This is a genomic window from Polaribacter porphyrae, assembly GCF_002954685.1.
In the GTDB taxonomy this organism is placed as follows: Bacteria; Bacteroidota; Bacteroidia; order Flavobacteriales; family Flavobacteriaceae; genus Polaribacter; species Polaribacter porphyrae.
In genome coordinates, this window is record NZ_MSCN01000001.1 from 2,899,203 (window position 1) to 2,915,440 (window position 16,238).

At 28.7% G+C, this 16,238-nt stretch carries 11 protein-coding genes; 7 read left to right on the top strand and 4 right to left on the bottom strand.

Annotated features, from left to right (window positions below; translation table 11 throughout):
* The first annotated feature begins 16 nt into the window (after positions 1 to 16).
* The 5 genes from BTO18_RS13085 to BTO18_RS13105 all read left to right on the top strand — a co-directional run bounded on the left by BTO18_RS13085 (position 17) and on the right by BTO18_RS13105 (position 10,440).
* Positions 17 to 1,387: a hypothetical protein gene (locus BTO18_RS13085; RefSeq protein ID WP_146106936.1), complete on the top strand. Its 1,371-nt coding sequence runs from the start codon at positions 17 to 19 to the stop codon at positions 1,385 to 1,387.
* A gap of 10 nt (positions 1,388 to 1,397) precedes the next feature.
* Complete coding sequence (locus tag BTO18_RS13090; protein ID WP_105016650.1) at positions 1,398 to 4,100, top strand: leucine-rich repeat protein; 2,703 nt, start codon at positions 1,398 to 1,400, stop codon at positions 4,098 to 4,100.
* A gap of 270 nt (positions 4,101 to 4,370) precedes the next feature.
* The gene (locus tag BTO18_RS13095; RefSeq protein ID WP_105016651.1) at positions 4,371 to 6,410 is read left to right on the top strand and encodes a T9SS type A sorting domain-containing protein; all 2,040 of its coding nucleotides are present in this window, start codon (positions 4,371 to 4,373) and stop codon (positions 6,408 to 6,410) included.
* 227 nt (positions 6,411 to 6,637) lie between these two features.
* A complete protein-coding gene (locus BTO18_RS13100; protein ID WP_105016652.1) occupies positions 6,638 to 9,712 on the top strand; it encodes a T9SS type A sorting domain-containing protein in 3,075 nt (1,024 codons plus the stop codon).
* A gap of 8 nt (positions 9,713 to 9,720) precedes the next feature.
* Positions 9,721 to 10,440, top strand: a complete 720-nt coding sequence (locus BTO18_RS13105; RefSeq protein WP_105016653.1) for a hypothetical protein — start codon at positions 9,721 to 9,723, stop codon at positions 10,438 to 10,440.
* Between the two features lie 93 nt (positions 10,441 to 10,533).
* Here BTO18_RS13105 and BTO18_RS13110 read toward each other — a convergent pair whose 3' ends face one another.
* On the bottom strand, positions 10,534 to 11,007 hold the full coding sequence (locus tag BTO18_RS13110; protein WP_105016654.1) for a hypothetical protein: 474 nt from the start codon (positions 11,005 to 11,007) through the stop codon (positions 10,534 to 10,536).
* A gap of 109 nt (positions 11,008 to 11,116) precedes the next feature.
* Between BTO18_RS13110 and BTO18_RS13115 the strand changes: the two genes are divergently transcribed.
* Complete coding sequence (locus tag BTO18_RS13115; RefSeq protein WP_105016655.1) at positions 11,117 to 11,857, top strand: energy transducer TonB; 741 nt, start codon at positions 11,117 to 11,119, stop codon at positions 11,855 to 11,857.
* Positions 11,858 to 11,958: 101 nt separating this feature from the next.
* Complete coding sequence (locus tag BTO18_RS13120; RefSeq protein ID WP_105016656.1) at positions 11,959 to 12,540, top strand: acyltransferase; 582 nt, start codon at positions 11,959 to 11,961, stop codon at positions 12,538 to 12,540.
* 147 nt (positions 12,541 to 12,687) lie between these two features.
* On the opposite strand, the gene BTO18_RS13125 is transcribed toward BTO18_RS13120, so the two are convergent.
* From BTO18_RS13125 to BTO18_RS13135, 3 genes are all read right to left on the bottom strand, one after another.
* Positions 12,688 to 13,788, bottom strand: a complete 1,101-nt coding sequence (locus BTO18_RS13125; protein WP_105016657.1) for a DUF695 domain-containing protein — start codon at positions 13,786 to 13,788, stop codon at positions 12,688 to 12,690.
* A 46-nt stretch (positions 13,789 to 13,834) separates the two neighbouring features.
* Positions 13,835 to 14,875 carry an aldo/keto reductase gene (locus tag BTO18_RS13130; protein ID WP_105016658.1) on the bottom strand — a complete coding sequence of 347 codons (1,041 nt, stop codon included), beginning with the start codon at positions 14,873 to 14,875 and terminating at the stop codon, positions 13,835 to 13,837.
* A gap of 111 nt (positions 14,876 to 14,986) precedes the next feature.
* Positions 14,987 to 16,174, bottom strand: coding sequence for a phosphoglycerate kinase (locus BTO18_RS13135; RefSeq protein ID WP_105016659.1), 1,188 nt, complete (start codon positions 16,172 to 16,174; stop codon positions 14,987 to 14,989).
* Positions 16,175 to 16,238: the final 64 nt, after the last annotated feature.

Here is a 16,238-nt window from a genome sequence, read left to right on the forward strand (position 1 = left end):
ACCCAAAAAAAATATTATGAAGCTAGTAAAACCTTTTTTATTGTGTGTATGCCTTATAGGTTTAAGTAACTCAACCAATGCTCAATTTTGGAAAAAACTAAAAAAGAAACTAGAAAAGAAAGTAGAGCAAAAAGTCGAAGAAAAAATAGATAAAGAAACTGACAAAGTAATTGATAGTACTTTGAATGGTAAAAAGAAAAAAGTAAAAAAAGACAATCGATTAAAATCTTATGGTTCAGCATCTATAAGTCATTCTGCTCTTTATGGTATGTTTAGTGTTAATGATTTAGGGCAAACAGGTGTTGAAAAACAAGGCGATAAAGTATCTATAACTGGTTTTTGGAGAACTTCTGATGCTGATGTTTTTGATGGTTATATTTTAAAAATAAAAAATGTTGATGACATAAATGCACTTCAAAACAAAACCTTTAAAATTCCTGAAGAAGCCACTTTAAAACTTTCTTACAATGCTTTAGTAAAAGGCAAATATGAATATAGAAGAGGGCAAGTTCATGCTCCACAAGATATTCAAGTAAAAAGCGGAACAGCCACAGTAACTTTTAATAAAGACCAAAATGTTTCTGTAAATTTTTCTGCCAATGTAAAATTAAGCGATTACAATAAAAGCGAATTAGCAGAAAATGATACACCTGCTACCATAAATGGAATGATTACTACAACATCTCCAAAATATACTATTACCAAAGAATTTAAACAAATAGAGAGGAAAGAACAGAATAATGATTTAACAGAAGCAGATAAAACATATATAAAAAGTAAACTCTCCCCAACTATAAATATTCCTAGCTCATTTACTTTTAATAAAAGTATTGAGCTAGAATTTACAGACAATAGAGGAGAAACTTTTCCAATGGAGTTTTTACTAGGTAAATATCCAGATATATATGGTATTTCAGTTGCATCAAAAGAAATGGGAGCAGAAGGTAAGGTTGTAATGGTAATGACACCAAAATCTTCTACAGCTTTTATGGATGTTGCTGGCATGAAAATGAAAAGATCTTCTTCATTAGAACAAATGGGGAGTCAGTTTAATATGACAGATAAATTACCACAAGATGGAGATTTTGACTACAAGAAAACAGGAAATACTAAAAATATTTTAGGTTACATATGCCATGAATATAGAGTAGACTACAACTACTCAAACTCAAAAGGGAACTCTATTTTTTGGGTTTCTAAAGATTTCCCTATTCAAAATAAACAACTCCCAATGTTGGGTATGAAAATGAACAACCCCTATTTTTCTGGTTTTGTTTTAGAACTAAATTCTACACATCAAGGTGAAAACTATACAATAAAAGTAACCAAAGTTTCTGATAAGAGCATGACCATAAATACATCAGAATACAGAAAAATGGGATTTTAAAAAAAATACTATGAAAACAAAATTACTACTATTATTCGCTTTTATAATTTCTGTGGGGAATATAAAAGCACAAAATTTTACTGTCAATAACATTACTTATACTATTACAGATACTGAAAATTTAGAAGTAGAGGTAGCTGCAAATAATTGTTTTTCTGGAGATTTAACTCTTTCTGAAAAAATAATTAATCCAAATGATAATTTAGAATATACGCTCACCAAACTTGCCAAATCTGCTTTTTTAAGATGTTCAAGTTTAACTTCAATTGTTATGCCAAATACAATTGTTTCTATAGAAGAAAGTGCTTTTACAGATTGTTCAAATTTAGCAATGGTTACCCTTTCTAACACTTTACAAGATATAGGTGTTCTAGCTTTTTCAGAGACAAAAATTGAAACTTTAAATTTACCAAATACTCTAAACAATATTGGAAGCCTTGCATTTAAAGAAGCTACTAATTTAAAAAGGATTGTAATACCAAATTCTGTAACTAGTATAGGCAATAATACATTTCAATATTGTTCATCTCTTACAAATATTACTTTACCAAATGGTATAATAAGAACAGGTAGTAATACGTTTGAAGGTACTGCTATAAAAAATATAGTACTTCCAGAATCTTTAACAAGAATTGACAATTATGCTTTTTTAGGTTGTTCAGAATTAACATCTATTGTATTGCCAGAATCAGTAAGTTCTATTGGAGTAAGTTCTTTTGAAAACTGTACAAAACTAGCAAGTATTAACATTCCAACAAAAGTTACTTTTTTAACTACTGGAGTGTTTAGAAATACAGGTTTTACCAGTTTTACTATTCCAGAACATATAACTACCATTAACTCTGGAGTCTTACAAAATTGTAAAAATTTAACTAGTTTTACGTTTCCAGATCATCTATCTGTAGTCCCTCAAACTTTTTTAAAAGGTTGTTCTAATTTAAGAAGTGTTACTATTCCAGATCATTATACAGCTATTACAAATGGGGCTTTTGAAGCATGTACAAGTTTACAAAGCATACAGCTACCAAGCTCTTTAACAAGCATTGGAAGTAGTACATTTAGATATTGTAGCAGTTTAAAAGATGTAAATATTCCAGATGGAGTTACTCGAATTCCATCATTTTTATTTGGTAGCTGTACATCATTAGAAGACATTGTATTACCAGACAACATAACATCAATAAACAATAATGCTTTTGATGGTTGTACAAATCTTAAAAGAATTTCTTTCCCTGAAAATTTGGTAACATTTCAAGGTCAAGTTTTTAGAAACTGCACTAGTTTAAGAACTATTTCATTACCATTAAATGTAGCAAATTTTAGCAATTCTGTATTTGAAGGTTGTACAAATTTGAGAAATGTTCATTTAGAAGGAAACATTACAAACTTGGGTAATTTTACATTTAAAGGTTGTGAAAATTTGGAAAGTGTTTCTGTAAAATGGGCAAATCCATTGAGTGTAAATGCAAATATTTTTGAAGACGTAGAAATTGATAAAGTAGCGTTAAATGTTCCAAATAATACTACCTCTTTGTATAGTGCTGCTCCAGTTTGGATGGATTTTGAAACAATAACAGAAGATACTTTTGTGCCAAATGATAATTTAGTGATAAATGGTAGTGCAGAAATTACACCAATTTTAGACAATGGTTGGACACAAGTTTCAGGAAACTGGACAGGTTTGAGTACTACAACTGCACAAGATGGAGATGCTATCTTTTTTGCAGGTGCAAATGCATCAGCAGAATTATATCAAGACATAGATGTATCTTCTTTTAGTGGAAATATAGATTCAGGGATTCAAAAATTTTATTTTAGTGTTCATCTAAAATCATTTAATAGCTCTCCTTTTGATAAATCTCAAGCAGTTGTAGAGTATAGAGATAATCAGGACAATGTTTTAGTTACTTATGATACAGGACGTTCTGAAAATACAACTTGGTTTCAGTTTGAAGATACCAGAGTTGCACCTGTTGGAACAAGAAAAATAAGAATAAAATTATTTTCGATACGAGTTAATGGTTCAAATAATGATGGTTATATAGATAATGTAATTTTTAGAAATGAAGGTTTAGATGTTGTTGATATACCAGATGCAAATTTTGAACAACATTTAATAGATGAAGGGATAGATACTGACAATACACTAAATGGACAAGTGTTTAGAAAAGATATTATAGATGAACCAATTTTAGACATTAGAAGTAAAAATATTAGTGATTTAACAGGTATTGAAGCATTTTTATCATTAAAAACATTAAATGCTACCAACAATTCTATTTCAGAAATAAATTTAGAGAACAACACAGTTTTAGAATCATTACTTATCAGTCAAAATACGTTAACAACAGTAGATATTTCTAAAAACATCAATTTAAAAAGTATCAATCTTGGAGATAATCAAATTACAAGTTTAAATTTTAGTAAAAATATAAATCTAGAATCTATAAATTTTAGGAACAATACAATCTCCACTATTGATTTCAGAACAAATATTAAATTAAAGGAACTATATATAGATAATAGTGAACTCCAAAGTTTAGATGTTTCTATGTTGCCAGACTTGGAAATATTATGGTGTTTTGACAATCAAATCTCTGAAATAGATGTTTCTAATAATGCTAAACTCACATCATTAGATTGTAGTCATAATCAAATAACAGTTTTAAATGTAGATAACAATATTGCTTTACAACAGTTGCTTTGCAGTTGAAATCAATTAACAGCACTTAATGTTGATAAAAACACTGCATTAACAACTTTAGTTTGTGAACAAAACTCGATTACCAATTTAGATTTATCCAAAAATGAAGTATTATCTAGAATAGTATGTAATGATAATGCTTTAATTGTATTAGATGTTAAAAATGGAAACAATATCAATATCCGAAATTCAGATTTTTCAGCATTTGCAAATCCAAATTTAACTTGTATTCAAGTTGATAACGAAACGTATAGTAATAATAATTGGGGACAAAGAGACATGCAATCTGAATTTAAAACAAGTTGTCCTGATTTAGTGGTTATTCCTGATGCCAATTTCGAAGCTCATTTAGAGTCTTTAAATCTAGGAAATGGAATAGTTGGAGATACTTATGTAGATCGAAAATTACTAGAAGTGGCAACTTCATTAAATATTGATTCAAAAAACATAACAAATACTTCTGGTTTAGAGTATTTTACAAGTTTAACTTTTTTAAGTATTACAGACAATGGATTAAGTGATATTGATCTGAGTAAAAATGAGTTATTAGAAACTTTAATTGTAGATTTTAATCAATTTACAACTATAAACCTTTCAAAAAACACAAAACTTAAAACCTTTGAAGCTAGAAATAACAAGCTAGCAAGTTTGGATATAAGTTTACTTGTAGATTTAGAAAGATTGGAATTAGAAGACAATCAATTAACAGAATTGAATACTAATTCAAATACAAAATTAGCAGTAATAGATGTAAAAGATAACCAAATAAAAGAATTGGATTTTAGCAATCAACCCCAATTATTAATTTTTGAAGGAAATAATAACGCTCTACAATCATTAGATATTAAAAACACTGCAAACCCAATAATATCAACATTAAATACAACGAACAATCCTAATTTAACGTGTATAGAAGTATTGAATGTAGCTTACTTTACATCCAAATCATTTTCTATAGATGCTCAAACCAATTTTTATGTTGATTGTCCAGAAACTACAGCAATTCCAGATGCCAATTTCGAGGCGTATTTAGAGTCTATAAATCTTGGAAATGGAGTTGCAGATGATGGTTTGGTATTAACAAACAAAATAGAAACGCTTACAGAACTAAATATAGAATCTAAAAACATAGCTGATATTACAGGAATTCAAGATTTTGCAGCACTAGTAGAACTGAATGCAAAAAATAATACAATCTCACAAATAGATTTAAGTAAGAATACAGATTTAGAAATTTTGTTTATCGCAAATAATCAACTATCAAATCTAAATTTAGGAAATAATTTAAAATTGAAAAATATAGATGCAGGAGAAAATAATTTGAGCTTCATTAATGTAAGTGAGTTAAAAGATTTAGAAACATTATCTCTCTATAAAAATCAGTTGACTGATATCAATTTACAATCGAATAAAAAATTACAAGCATTTATTGCCAATGATAATCAATTGAAATATTTAGATGTCAGAGAAAATACTGCGCTTTTTTGGTTTGATGCTGATGATAATTTATTGGAAGATTTAATGCTAAAAAATGGAAATAACACCAAAATTACTCAATTTAGTATAGCAGGAAATCCAAATTTAGAATGTGTAGAAGTTGATGATGTAAACTTTAGTAATACCAATTGGACACAAAAGGATGCATCAGCTATATATAATTTAGATTGTGCTCCTGCAAATGATGATTGTGCTAAAGCAATTCCTTTAATTTATAACCAACCCACTTCAGGAGATGTAAATAGTGGATCTGCAAACAATACACCATTTTGTGCAGTAGGTAATGTAATTGCAGATGTTTGGTATACAGTTGTTGTACCAGAAACAGGCGAGTTTAGTATAGAAGGTACAACTCCAATTGGCAATTTAAAATTTGCAGTCTATTCATCTTGTCAAGCAAATGCTCCACTAACTTGTGGTAGCAGTATTTCTTTAAAGAACCTTTTAGTAGGCGAAACATTTTATCTTAAAATTTGGGTAGAAGAGGCATCAGGAAAGAGCACACAAAATCTAAATTCAGGAATTTTTACAATAAAAGCAAGTGAAAGCAGTGTGTTATCTGTACAAAATACAACTATTTTAGAACCAAAATTAAAACTTTTCCCCAACCCAACATCATCTCATGTAAACATTATTACCCTTAATAATGATGTAATAAATTCTGTAGAAGTTTATAATCTTTTAGGTAAAAAAGTATTATCAGAAAAAGTGAAAAATACCACAAAAACTACATTAAGCACTACTCAAATGTCACAAGGTATATATATCTTAAAAGTAAAAATTGAAGATAAAATTGTCTCAAAAAAATTGATTATCAAATAAGCTTTTTAGGATAAACTAATATTTAAGTACAGCTGTTTTTATAAAAAACAGCTGTACTTATTTAGAAATATTACTAAAAAAACCAAATACACAAAAATGATTACCATCCATACAAACCTGTATCATTAAACCTTCCTTTTATTCAATATTTGTAAAAAGAACTAGTCTATCTTCTTTAGAAAGATAAAAGTTCAAGAAAACTATTAATAAAAAAAATAAAAAAAGAAATGAAAAAAATTACGCTATCAATTTTATGTTTATTATTTGCTGTTATAACAACAAATGCTCAAATAACTTTAGTAAAAGATTTACTCACAACAGACAGTGATTCCTATCCTTATAATTTTCTAGACGGAGGTAGTTTTGCAGTTTTTATTGCTAATACTAATAACACTCAAGAAGTTTGGGCTACTGATGGTACAGGGGCAAATACAGTAAATATTGGAACAAACATTAATGAAATTTTTAATGTTTTTGACACTTCAATAGTATTTAAAAACAATTTATATTTTGTTATTGAAAATGCAGATACAGGAGCAGAGTTATATAAAACAGATGGCACTTTAGCAGGTACATCAATTCTTAAAGATATTAATAATAGCTTTGGGTCAACTCCAGAAAATTTTATTATTTATAAAAATGAACTTTATTTTACTGCAGACGATGGTATTAATGGTTCTCAAATTTGGAAGACAGATGGTACAGAAGCAGGTACTATTAAAGTAACCTCAAAAGTTAATTTTGCTAGAGATTTTATCATTTATAAAAACGAGTTGTTTTTTACTGCAACAGATAATGTAAATGGAGATCAATTATGGAAAACAGATGGTACAGATTCTGGTACAACTTCTGTTAAAATAATTAATGGAGCAACAGGGAGTTCTCCAAGAAATTTTATGCTTTTTAACAATGAGATTTTCTTTTTAGCAACAACAGATGCAGAAGGAGAAGAGTTATGGAAAACAGATGGTACAGATTCTGGGACTGTATTAATTAAAGATATTAAAACAGGTAATTTAGGTTCAGGTATTAATAATCTCACTATAAATAATAATAACTTATTATTTACTGCAGATGATGGTATAAATGGAACTGAATTATGGAAATCTGATGGCACAAATGCAGGTACAGTTTTAGTTAAAGATTTTTCTGGAGATATGAATTCTACAGATTTTGTTGGATTCAAAAATTTAGATGCTACAACAACAGTTATGATTTTGAGTACACCAGCATTAGGTCACGAATTATGGAAAACAGATGGTACAGAAGCAGGTTCAGTTTTGGTAAAAGATATAAATTCAGGAGCAGATTCAAGTTTTAGTCAATTTTCTAATGTTGAACCAGTAATTTTAAATAATGAAATTTATTTTGAAGCAAATAATGGTACAGATGGTGTAGAATTATGGAAATCTAATGGTACAGAAGCTGGTACAATAATGGTTAAAAATGTTAATACTAATAATTCTATTGAAAATGGAAAAGGCTTATTTGGTGGTTTAGTATTACTGAACAACAAAATAATTTTTGAGGCTTTTAACACGAATACCAACAGAGAACTTTGGATAACTGATGGTTCATCAGCAGGAACAACTATTTTAAATGACAATAACCCAGGTATTGGTTGGGGAGCATATTTAGATGATGCTGTTGTAATAAATGGGAATTTATTATTTAACGGAAGCAATGGAAACAACGGTTTCGAAATCTGGAAAACAGATGGAACAGCACTAGGGACTTCACAAGTAAAAAACATAGAAGATGCTCCAAGTAGTAGTACACCACTAGAATTATCTGTTGGTTTAGGTAAGTTGTTTTTTAAAGCAGATAGTACTTCTTTTTCTAATTCAAGACTATTTGTTACAGATGGTACTGCAGCAAGTACAACTAAAGTTGTAGAAGGTAATAAATCTGTAATTAACCCAACAGCAATGACAGAATTTAATGGGAAACTCTATTTTTCTTCATCAGATTTTAGTAAAGATTATGGTATTTTTTATACTACTGCAAGTGGAGATGCAATTGAATTTGTGAAGAAGATTAATCCAAATGATGGTAATAATTCTGGCATAACAGACTTTTTTCATGCTGAAAATTTAGGAGCTCTGTTTTTTGCTGCTAATGATGGTACAAATGGAAAAGAATTGTGGGTTTCTAAAGGTTCTGAATCGACTACTAAACTGGTTAAAGATATAAATACTGGTTCAGGAAACAGTACTCCTCAAGATTTTTTTGAATTTAATAACGAAGTATATTTTATGACTGTTTTAGAACAAGGTTTTATAAATAGACAGTATAAAAAAACACTTTGGAAAACAGATGGTACAGAAGCGGGTACAGTTATGTTAAAAGAGTTTTCTTTTACAAACTTTAATCACCCTGCATATTTTACAGTATATAACAGCAAACTGTACTTTACAGCTTATGATTCTTCTTTGGCAGGTGTTTATTTTTGGACTACAGATGGTACACAAGCAAATACTAAATTTGCATTTAGTTCTAACAACTTTGTAAGAAACCCTTTTATTATAGATAATAAGATGTTTTTCTCAACACAAAATACAAATGAAGCCAGAAAATTATGGGTTTATGATGGTACAACTGCATCAGAATTTAAAGACTTTCAAGCAGGTAATTTTGGTGGTTTTGCAGCAATAAATAATGCTACAGAAGTTGTAAATGGTAAGTATTACTTTTCTGTAAATAAAAACAATGCAACCTCTTTATGGATAACTGATGGTTCTGAAGCTGGTACTGAAGAACTATTATCTAACATTTCATTTATTAAAGAAATGGTAGCAGCAGGTGATATTGTATATCTCTCTTTAGATGATAGTATTAATGGAACAGAATTATGGAAATCTAATGGTACTGTTGCTGGTACAGAAATGGTAGAAGATTTTTATCTAGGAGAAGATGCTTTCGGATTTAAATATGGAGCAGACCCATCTAGCTTAACAGTTTTAGGAAACACATTGTATTTTGCTGCAAGTTCTGCAAGTTTTGGTAGGGAATTATTTAAATTAGAAAATGCTGTTTTAAACATTAATAAAGAAGCTATTTCAGAATTAGAAGTAGGTTTTAATGCATACCCAAACCCCACTTCAAGTTTAGTAACAATATCTAGTGAAAACACTATTCAGAAGTTAGAAATATTTAATCTTTTAGGAAAAAAAGTAGCAACAATCAATACAGAAAATAAACAAAAATTAACGGTTGATGTATCTAGATTCTCAACAGGAATTTACATTATTAAAACAAAAATTAGTGATACAGTAGCTTCTAAAAAATTAATTATTAAATAAATTAAATTATGAAAACAAGAACAGTAAAATTTTTAACTTTAGTAGTATTAGTTATTACAATATCATTATCATCTTGTAGTAACAATAATGAAGATATTGATGAAGGACTAGAATTGTCTGAAGTAGTAATGCAAGATTTTGTAAAAGACATTCAAAAATTATCTGTACCATCAGGTTTATCAAGTTCGAACAATCAATATGCACAAGAAGCTAATTTACAGTTTCAATCTTTAAAAACATTGGGAAGTTCATTTGCAGCTCTATTTACTGTACCAGCAAATGCAGTATCATCAAGGTCAAACATAAAAGTTTCTGCAAAATCTAATTTTTTAAATACAAAAACATATACTTGGTCTGCAAACAGAGTAAGTGTTACATATATAATTTCAGAGACTTCATATAGATATACCTTTGAATATAGTATAGTTTCTAGCAATTTTACTGGTAAATATATAGATGGTTATCAATTAAAAGATGGTAGCTATGCAGAAATGAATTTATTTGATGGTGGTCAAATTATATCTACAATTAAATGGTGGGTTAAATCAAATTCAGTAAAAATTGAAATGAGTACTGATGGTTACAGGTTAGTAATGGAATCTAATACAGATAATTCTGGCACAATGAAAGTTTATGAAGGTACATTTTTAGCAGCCTTATATGAGTGGACTGCTAGTGGTTCAGGTTCATATACAGATTATAATACTAATCAAACATATACTTGGTAATTAAAAATTTTTGAAAAAGAAAAAACACAATAATTAGATTTTTAGGTTAATAATTCTAATTGTATAACAGCATCAATTTTTTTGATGCTGTTTTTAGTTCTTACCAATTTCATTAATGGCAGATTGCCTTTTAATAAACTTTCTTTTTGTTACTTCTTTTTGATATTTAAAATTATCTAATAACATATAAACGCAGAAAGCAATTATTACAAGAACCACTAAAAAAATTAGGTAATCTTTAGATTTTGCAGTATTTTCAATAACTCTTTTAATAAATTTTGAAATACCATAAAGAATGAAAATAATAGATAATAATACAAAAGCTAAATCTGTATATCTCAAAAAATTATGCATAAATTTATTGTAATATTTTGTTGAAATAACTTTACTCAAGTTAAACAACAGGCTACACAATACTAAAAAACCAAAGAGGATAGAGCTTTCTATATTTAATTGATTAATAACATTTCTAGAATACAAATCATAAAGAGAGCTTACAGAAAAAGTTGCACTTATAAAAAGTAGTATAGATATAACTATAGCAATAATTCTAGCAATTTTTCTCATAAACAGATCTAATATCACTTTTTATCAAAAATAGTTAAATAATTTAGAATGTAAGTTTTGGCACGTTCTTTGGTTTAACAAAGTTTTAACAATTTAAAACTTTCTAATTATGAACAATTCAAAAAAACTACCAACCAAACAATTAGAAAAGTTCTCAACCATTTTTACCCAGTTAGGACTTGTATTAGTACTCTTTATCGTTTACATCACTCTAGAGCACGAAACATTACAAAAACAATTAGCAATTTTAGATGAAGATATTCCAGAAAGGATATTTATTGAACCAGATCAAGATGTAATTGTGATTAAAGAACCTAAAAATGAGCCAACACCAGAAGTACCTCAACAGCAGCCTTTTATTCCTGATGAAGTTGTAAAAGGAGATAATGATATTATTGAAACAGTTATTGATGACCCAAGTGAAGATATCGTAGAAATAGATCCAGAAGATATTATTGAAGTAGACGAAGGGTATGATATAAAACCAGAAGATGAGGTTGACTTTATCAGAATAGAAAATGCACCTGTCTTTAAAGGATGTGAAGGTTTATCAAAAGAAGAAAATAAAATATGTTTTGATAAAAAAATGAAACGTTTTGTACAGCGTAATTTTGATTTAAATCTAGCAAATGAATTAGGGTTAAATTCCGGGAAATATAGAATTAGTACTGAATTTATTATTGATGCCAAAGGAAATGTTGTTGATGTTAAAATTAGAGCTCCTCATCCAAAGTTAAAGAAAGAAACAGATAAAATGATAAATAAATTACCTCATTTTACACCAGGTAAACAAAGAAACAAACCTGTAAAAGTTAGATATACTCTACCCATAACTTTTAGGGTTGATTAATTACTATTCCCAATCTTTAAAATCAAAGCCTAACTTTTAAGTTGGGCTTTTTATTTATTACATTTGTCACAATAGAATCAACATTTAAAATAAATACTAAAATGGATTATTTTGCTCATGAAACTGCAGTAATAGACGATAATTGTAAAATTTATAAAGGAACAAAAATCTGGCATTTTAGTCATGTTATGTCTAATTGTAAAATAGGCGAAAGATGTAATCTTGGTCAGAATGTAGTAGTTTCTCCAGATGTTGTTTTAGGCAATAATGTAAAAGTTCAAAACAATGTTTCTATTTACACAGGTGTAGTTTGCGAAGATGATGTTTTTTTAGGGCCATCTATGGTGTTTACGAATGTTATAAACCCTAGAAGTGCAGTAAATAGAAAAAATGAATATTTAAAAACAATTGTTAAGAAAGGGGCAAGTATAGGTGCAAATGCAACTATTGTTTGTGGTAATGATATTGGCGAATATGCTTTTATTGGAGCAGGTGCAGTTGTTACGAAAGAAATTCCTGCTTATGCTTTGGTTGTAGGCAATCCGTCAAAACAAATTGGTTGGGTTTCAGAATATGGACATCGTTTGCATTTTGATGAAAATGGTTTAGCTACTTGTAAAGAAAGTGGGGATAGATATGAGTTGAAAAACGGTAAAGTGGAACAGCGAAGAATAAATCAATAAATGAGTTTTTAAAAGAAAAAATACTCAGAAAAAACTTAACTTTAGAAGTAAAAGAAAATTTAGGATTACTATTTTAATGGAATAAGTTTATAGAAATAAAATTATCTGTAAAGATGAGGTTTTGAATTATTAAAATAAAAGTTATTTTTAACTTCTAAACTTATCAAAAAAGCGCCAATATTTGTCCTTAAAGATTTCATATCCAATTTCAATTTTTCCCGAATATTTAGTGATTATTTTATCAGCAATTTTACAAGGTTTTCTAAATTCTTTACAAGTAATATAGACTTCTCTTAAACCGTTAGCAGTTTCTCTACCAATATTTAAATAACCTTCAAAATCTTTTAACTCACTATTGATCTCATCTTCAATTTTATTTAAAAGTTGATAAGTTTCTTCATCAGGAAAACCATTATTATTTTCTCCATTATATTTTATTTCAAACCTTAAAACCCAAGGATGAGAAGCTTTTGCATCCCATTCAAGTAAATCAGTATTAATAACTGCTATTAACTTATTTCCACTTTGGAGTGTTGCTTCCAAACTAGCATAAGAATCACTTTCAGTTTCTCTTCTTGCACCTTCATATTTTTCAACGAATTCCTTTTCTCTCCAAATAATAAAAGGCTTTAATTTTTCAATAGGAATCAATTCTTTATCAGCATCACTCTTATTTTTGAAATCTATATTGTCTATAAGTGTTAAAGAGTTTAACTCTCCTAAATAATGGTCTATAAATAAATAACAACCATTTATAATATCAGATTTATTTTCTTCATTATAATCTTCGTGAACTATTGTAATATCAATTTCATCAGGATAATCTTGTAAATCATTAGAATAGAAAAAGATGTTTTTACTAGTAAAAGAATATCCAGCCATGTTAATCCCGATATTTTCGATGTTGTGTTCTGGTTTATGAGCTCTAAATTTCCAACCTTTAATTTTTGGAGCAGTAGCAATTAATTCTTCAATAATGTAAAAAATTTGAATATTCCCATTCGCAGTTAAAATTAAATCAGCAGTATTATCATCTAACATTCCTGTTAAATACCATATTCCTTCTTTTAATTGATTTAGTTTTGGAGCAATTTTATCAAAGAAATTCTTGGAGATATAATTACTATCATTCTTGTTTACAATTTTATAAAATTGTTTTTCATTGATTAGAAACCAATCCCAAAAATCTTGATATGATAGAATTGGTTTTTCTTCTTTTTTATTGAAAAATGATTTAAAAATATTCATAATTTAAGAGTGTTATTTTCCCCTTTTGGGAATTAAAGTGGCATCTTTATGGAGCAGGATTAGGAATAGCAGTATGTACCCCTTCAATTTCTTTTAAAATCTCATCAGATAAATCCACATTTATAGAATTTATATTTTCTTTTAACTGACTCATTTTTGTAGCTCCAATAATATTACTAGTTACAAAAGGTAATTGATTTACAAATGCCAAAGACATTTCAGTTAATGTAATTCCGTTTTTTTTTGCGATTGCTTCATATCTTTTTACAGCTTCTAAAGAACCATCTCCCATATAACGTGCAATAAATCTTGGGAAAAGGTTTCCTCTAGAACCTTCAGGCGAATTTCCATTTAAATATTTACCAGATAAAACACCTTGTGCTAAAGGAGAATATGCTAATAAACCTATGTTTTCACGCATAGAAACTTCACTCATTCCAATTTCATAACCTCTATGAATTATAGAATACGAATTTTGAATGGTAACAGGCTTTGGTAAATTATGAGCTTCTGCAGTTTGCATATATTTCATAGTTCCCCAAGGAGTTTCGTTAGATAAGCCAATGTGTTTTATTTTTCCTTGTTTTATAAAATCTTGTAAAGTTTCTAGAATTTCAAAATGATTTTCTGCTTCTTGATCTGCTGTTTGAGTTGGAAAATCTCGAACTCCAAAAACATTTACACCTCTATTAGGCCAGTGCAATTGATATAAATCAATATAATCTGTTTGCAAACGTTTTAAGCTTTTATGAATGGCATCAATTATATTTTCTTTATTTAAACCACCTTTTCTAATATGGGCTGTATAGTCTCCACCACCAGCAATTTTAGAAGCTAAAACTACTTTATCTCTGTTTCCAGTTTTTTTGAACCAAGTTCCTATAATTTTTTCTGTAGCTCCATAAGTTTCAGGAGTTGCAGGTACTGAATACAATTCAGCTGTATCAAAAAAGTTTACACCAGCCTCTAATGCATAGTCCATTTGTTCGTGGCCATCAGCTTCTGTATTTTGATTTCCCCAAGTCATAGTTCCTAAACATATTTTAGAAACTTTGTTATCTGTATTTGGTAAAGTTGTGTATTTCATTAAAAATAAATTAAAAGAGTTGCAAAAATAGGGCTTATTTAAGTTTTATTTTGAAGCACAAAAAAAGTTCTCAAATTTTGAGAACTTTTTTAACATATTTTTTAAGAAATCTTACTTTAAAATCGCTTCAATTCCTGGTAAAGCTTTTCCTTCTAGCATTTCTAACATGGCTCCACCACCAGTAGAAACATAACTTACTTTATCTGCAAAACCAAATTGCTTTACAGCAGCAACAGAATCTCCACCACCAACTAAAGAAAATGCTCCGTTTTTGGTTGCGTTATCAATAGAATGCCCAAGAGCAATGGTTCCTTTTGCAAAAGATTCCATTTCAAAAACACCTAAAGGACCATTCCATAAAATAGTTTTAGATTTGTTAACCACTTCATCAAAAATTGCTAAAGATTTTGGACCAGCATCTAAACCTTGCCATCCATCAGGAATTTGGGTTACATCTAAAACTTTAGTATTTGCATCATTGCTAAAATCATCAGCAGCAATAACATCAACAGGAATATGAACTTCCACTCCTTTTTCCTTTGCTTGTTTTAAAATATCTAGAGCCAATTCCATTTTATCATCTTCACAAATTGAATCTCCAACAGAACCTCCTTGTGCTTTTACAAATGTAAATGTCATTCCACCACCAATAATTAAATGATCTACTTTGTCTAAAATATTTTCAATTACCGTAATTTTTGAAGATACTTTTGCACCACCTAAAATGGCTAAAACTGGTTTTTCAGAGTTGTTTAAAACTTTATCAATACTTTCAATTTCTCTAGCTAATAAATTACCAAAACATTTGTTATTTTCAAAAAATTGGGCAATAATGGTGGTTGATGCGTGAGCTCTGTGAGCAGTTCCAAATGCATCGTTTACGTAAATATCTCCTAATTTTGATAGTTTTTCAGCAAAGGCAATGTCCCCTTTTTTCTCTTCATCATAAAAACGAAGGTTTTCTAATAATAAAATTTCTCCAGCATCTAAATTCGCAACAGCTTCTTCTACTTTAGTACCTACACAATCATCAATAAATTTTACATTACAACCTATAATATCGATAACAGATTTTACAATATGACGTAAAGAAAATTCATCTTGTTTTCCTTTTGGACGACCTAAATGAGACATTAATACGCAACTTCCTCCATCTTCTAAAACCTTAATAATAGTTGATTTTGCAGCCTGAATTCTGGTAGTATCAGTAACTTCAAATTTATCGTTTAAAGGCACGTTAAAATCTACACGAATTATTGCTTTTTTATTTTCGAAATTAAAATCGTTTAATGTTTTCATTTTGATTGTATTTTCAACAAAAATACTTTTTTATTTACGGTTTTTATAATTGAAAATTGAAAAG

Bases quoted from the DNA above. Each gene is read 5' to 3' on its own strand.
- BTO18_RS13085 (WP_146106936.1), top strand. From the start codon at position 17: ATGAAGCTAGTAAAACCTTTTTTATTGTGTGTATGCCTTATAGGTTTA.
- BTO18_RS13090 (WP_105016650.1), top strand. From the start codon at position 1,398: ATGAAAACAAAATTACTACTATTATTCGCTTTTATAATTTCTGTGGGG.
- BTO18_RS13095 (WP_105016651.1), top strand. From the start codon at position 4,371: ATGCAATCTGAATTTAAAACAAGTTGTCCTGATTTAGTGGTTATTCCT.
- BTO18_RS13100 (WP_105016652.1), top strand. From the start codon at position 6,638: ATGAAAAAAATTACGCTATCAATTTTATGTTTATTATTTGCTGTTATA.
- BTO18_RS13105 (WP_105016653.1), top strand. From the start codon at position 9,721: ATGAAAACAAGAACAGTAAAATTTTTAACTTTAGTAGTATTAGTTATT.
- BTO18_RS13110 (WP_105016654.1), bottom strand. From the start codon at position 11,007: ATGAGAAAAATTGCTAGAATTATTGCTATAGTTATATCTATACTACTT.
- BTO18_RS13115 (WP_105016655.1), top strand. From the start codon at position 11,117: ATGAACAATTCAAAAAAACTACCAACCAAACAATTAGAAAAGTTCTCA.
- BTO18_RS13120 (WP_105016656.1), top strand. From the start codon at position 11,959: ATGGATTATTTTGCTCATGAAACTGCAGTAATAGACGATAATTGTAAA.
- BTO18_RS13125 (WP_105016657.1), bottom strand. From the start codon at position 13,788: ATGAATATTTTTAAATCATTTTTCAATAAAAAAGAAGAAAAACCAATT.
- BTO18_RS13130 (WP_105016658.1), bottom strand. From the start codon at position 14,875: ATGAAATACACAACTTTACCAAATACAGATAACAAAGTTTCTAAAATA.
- BTO18_RS13135 (WP_105016659.1), bottom strand. From the start codon at position 16,174: ATGAAAACATTAAACGATTTTAATTTCGAAAATAAAAAAGCAATAATT.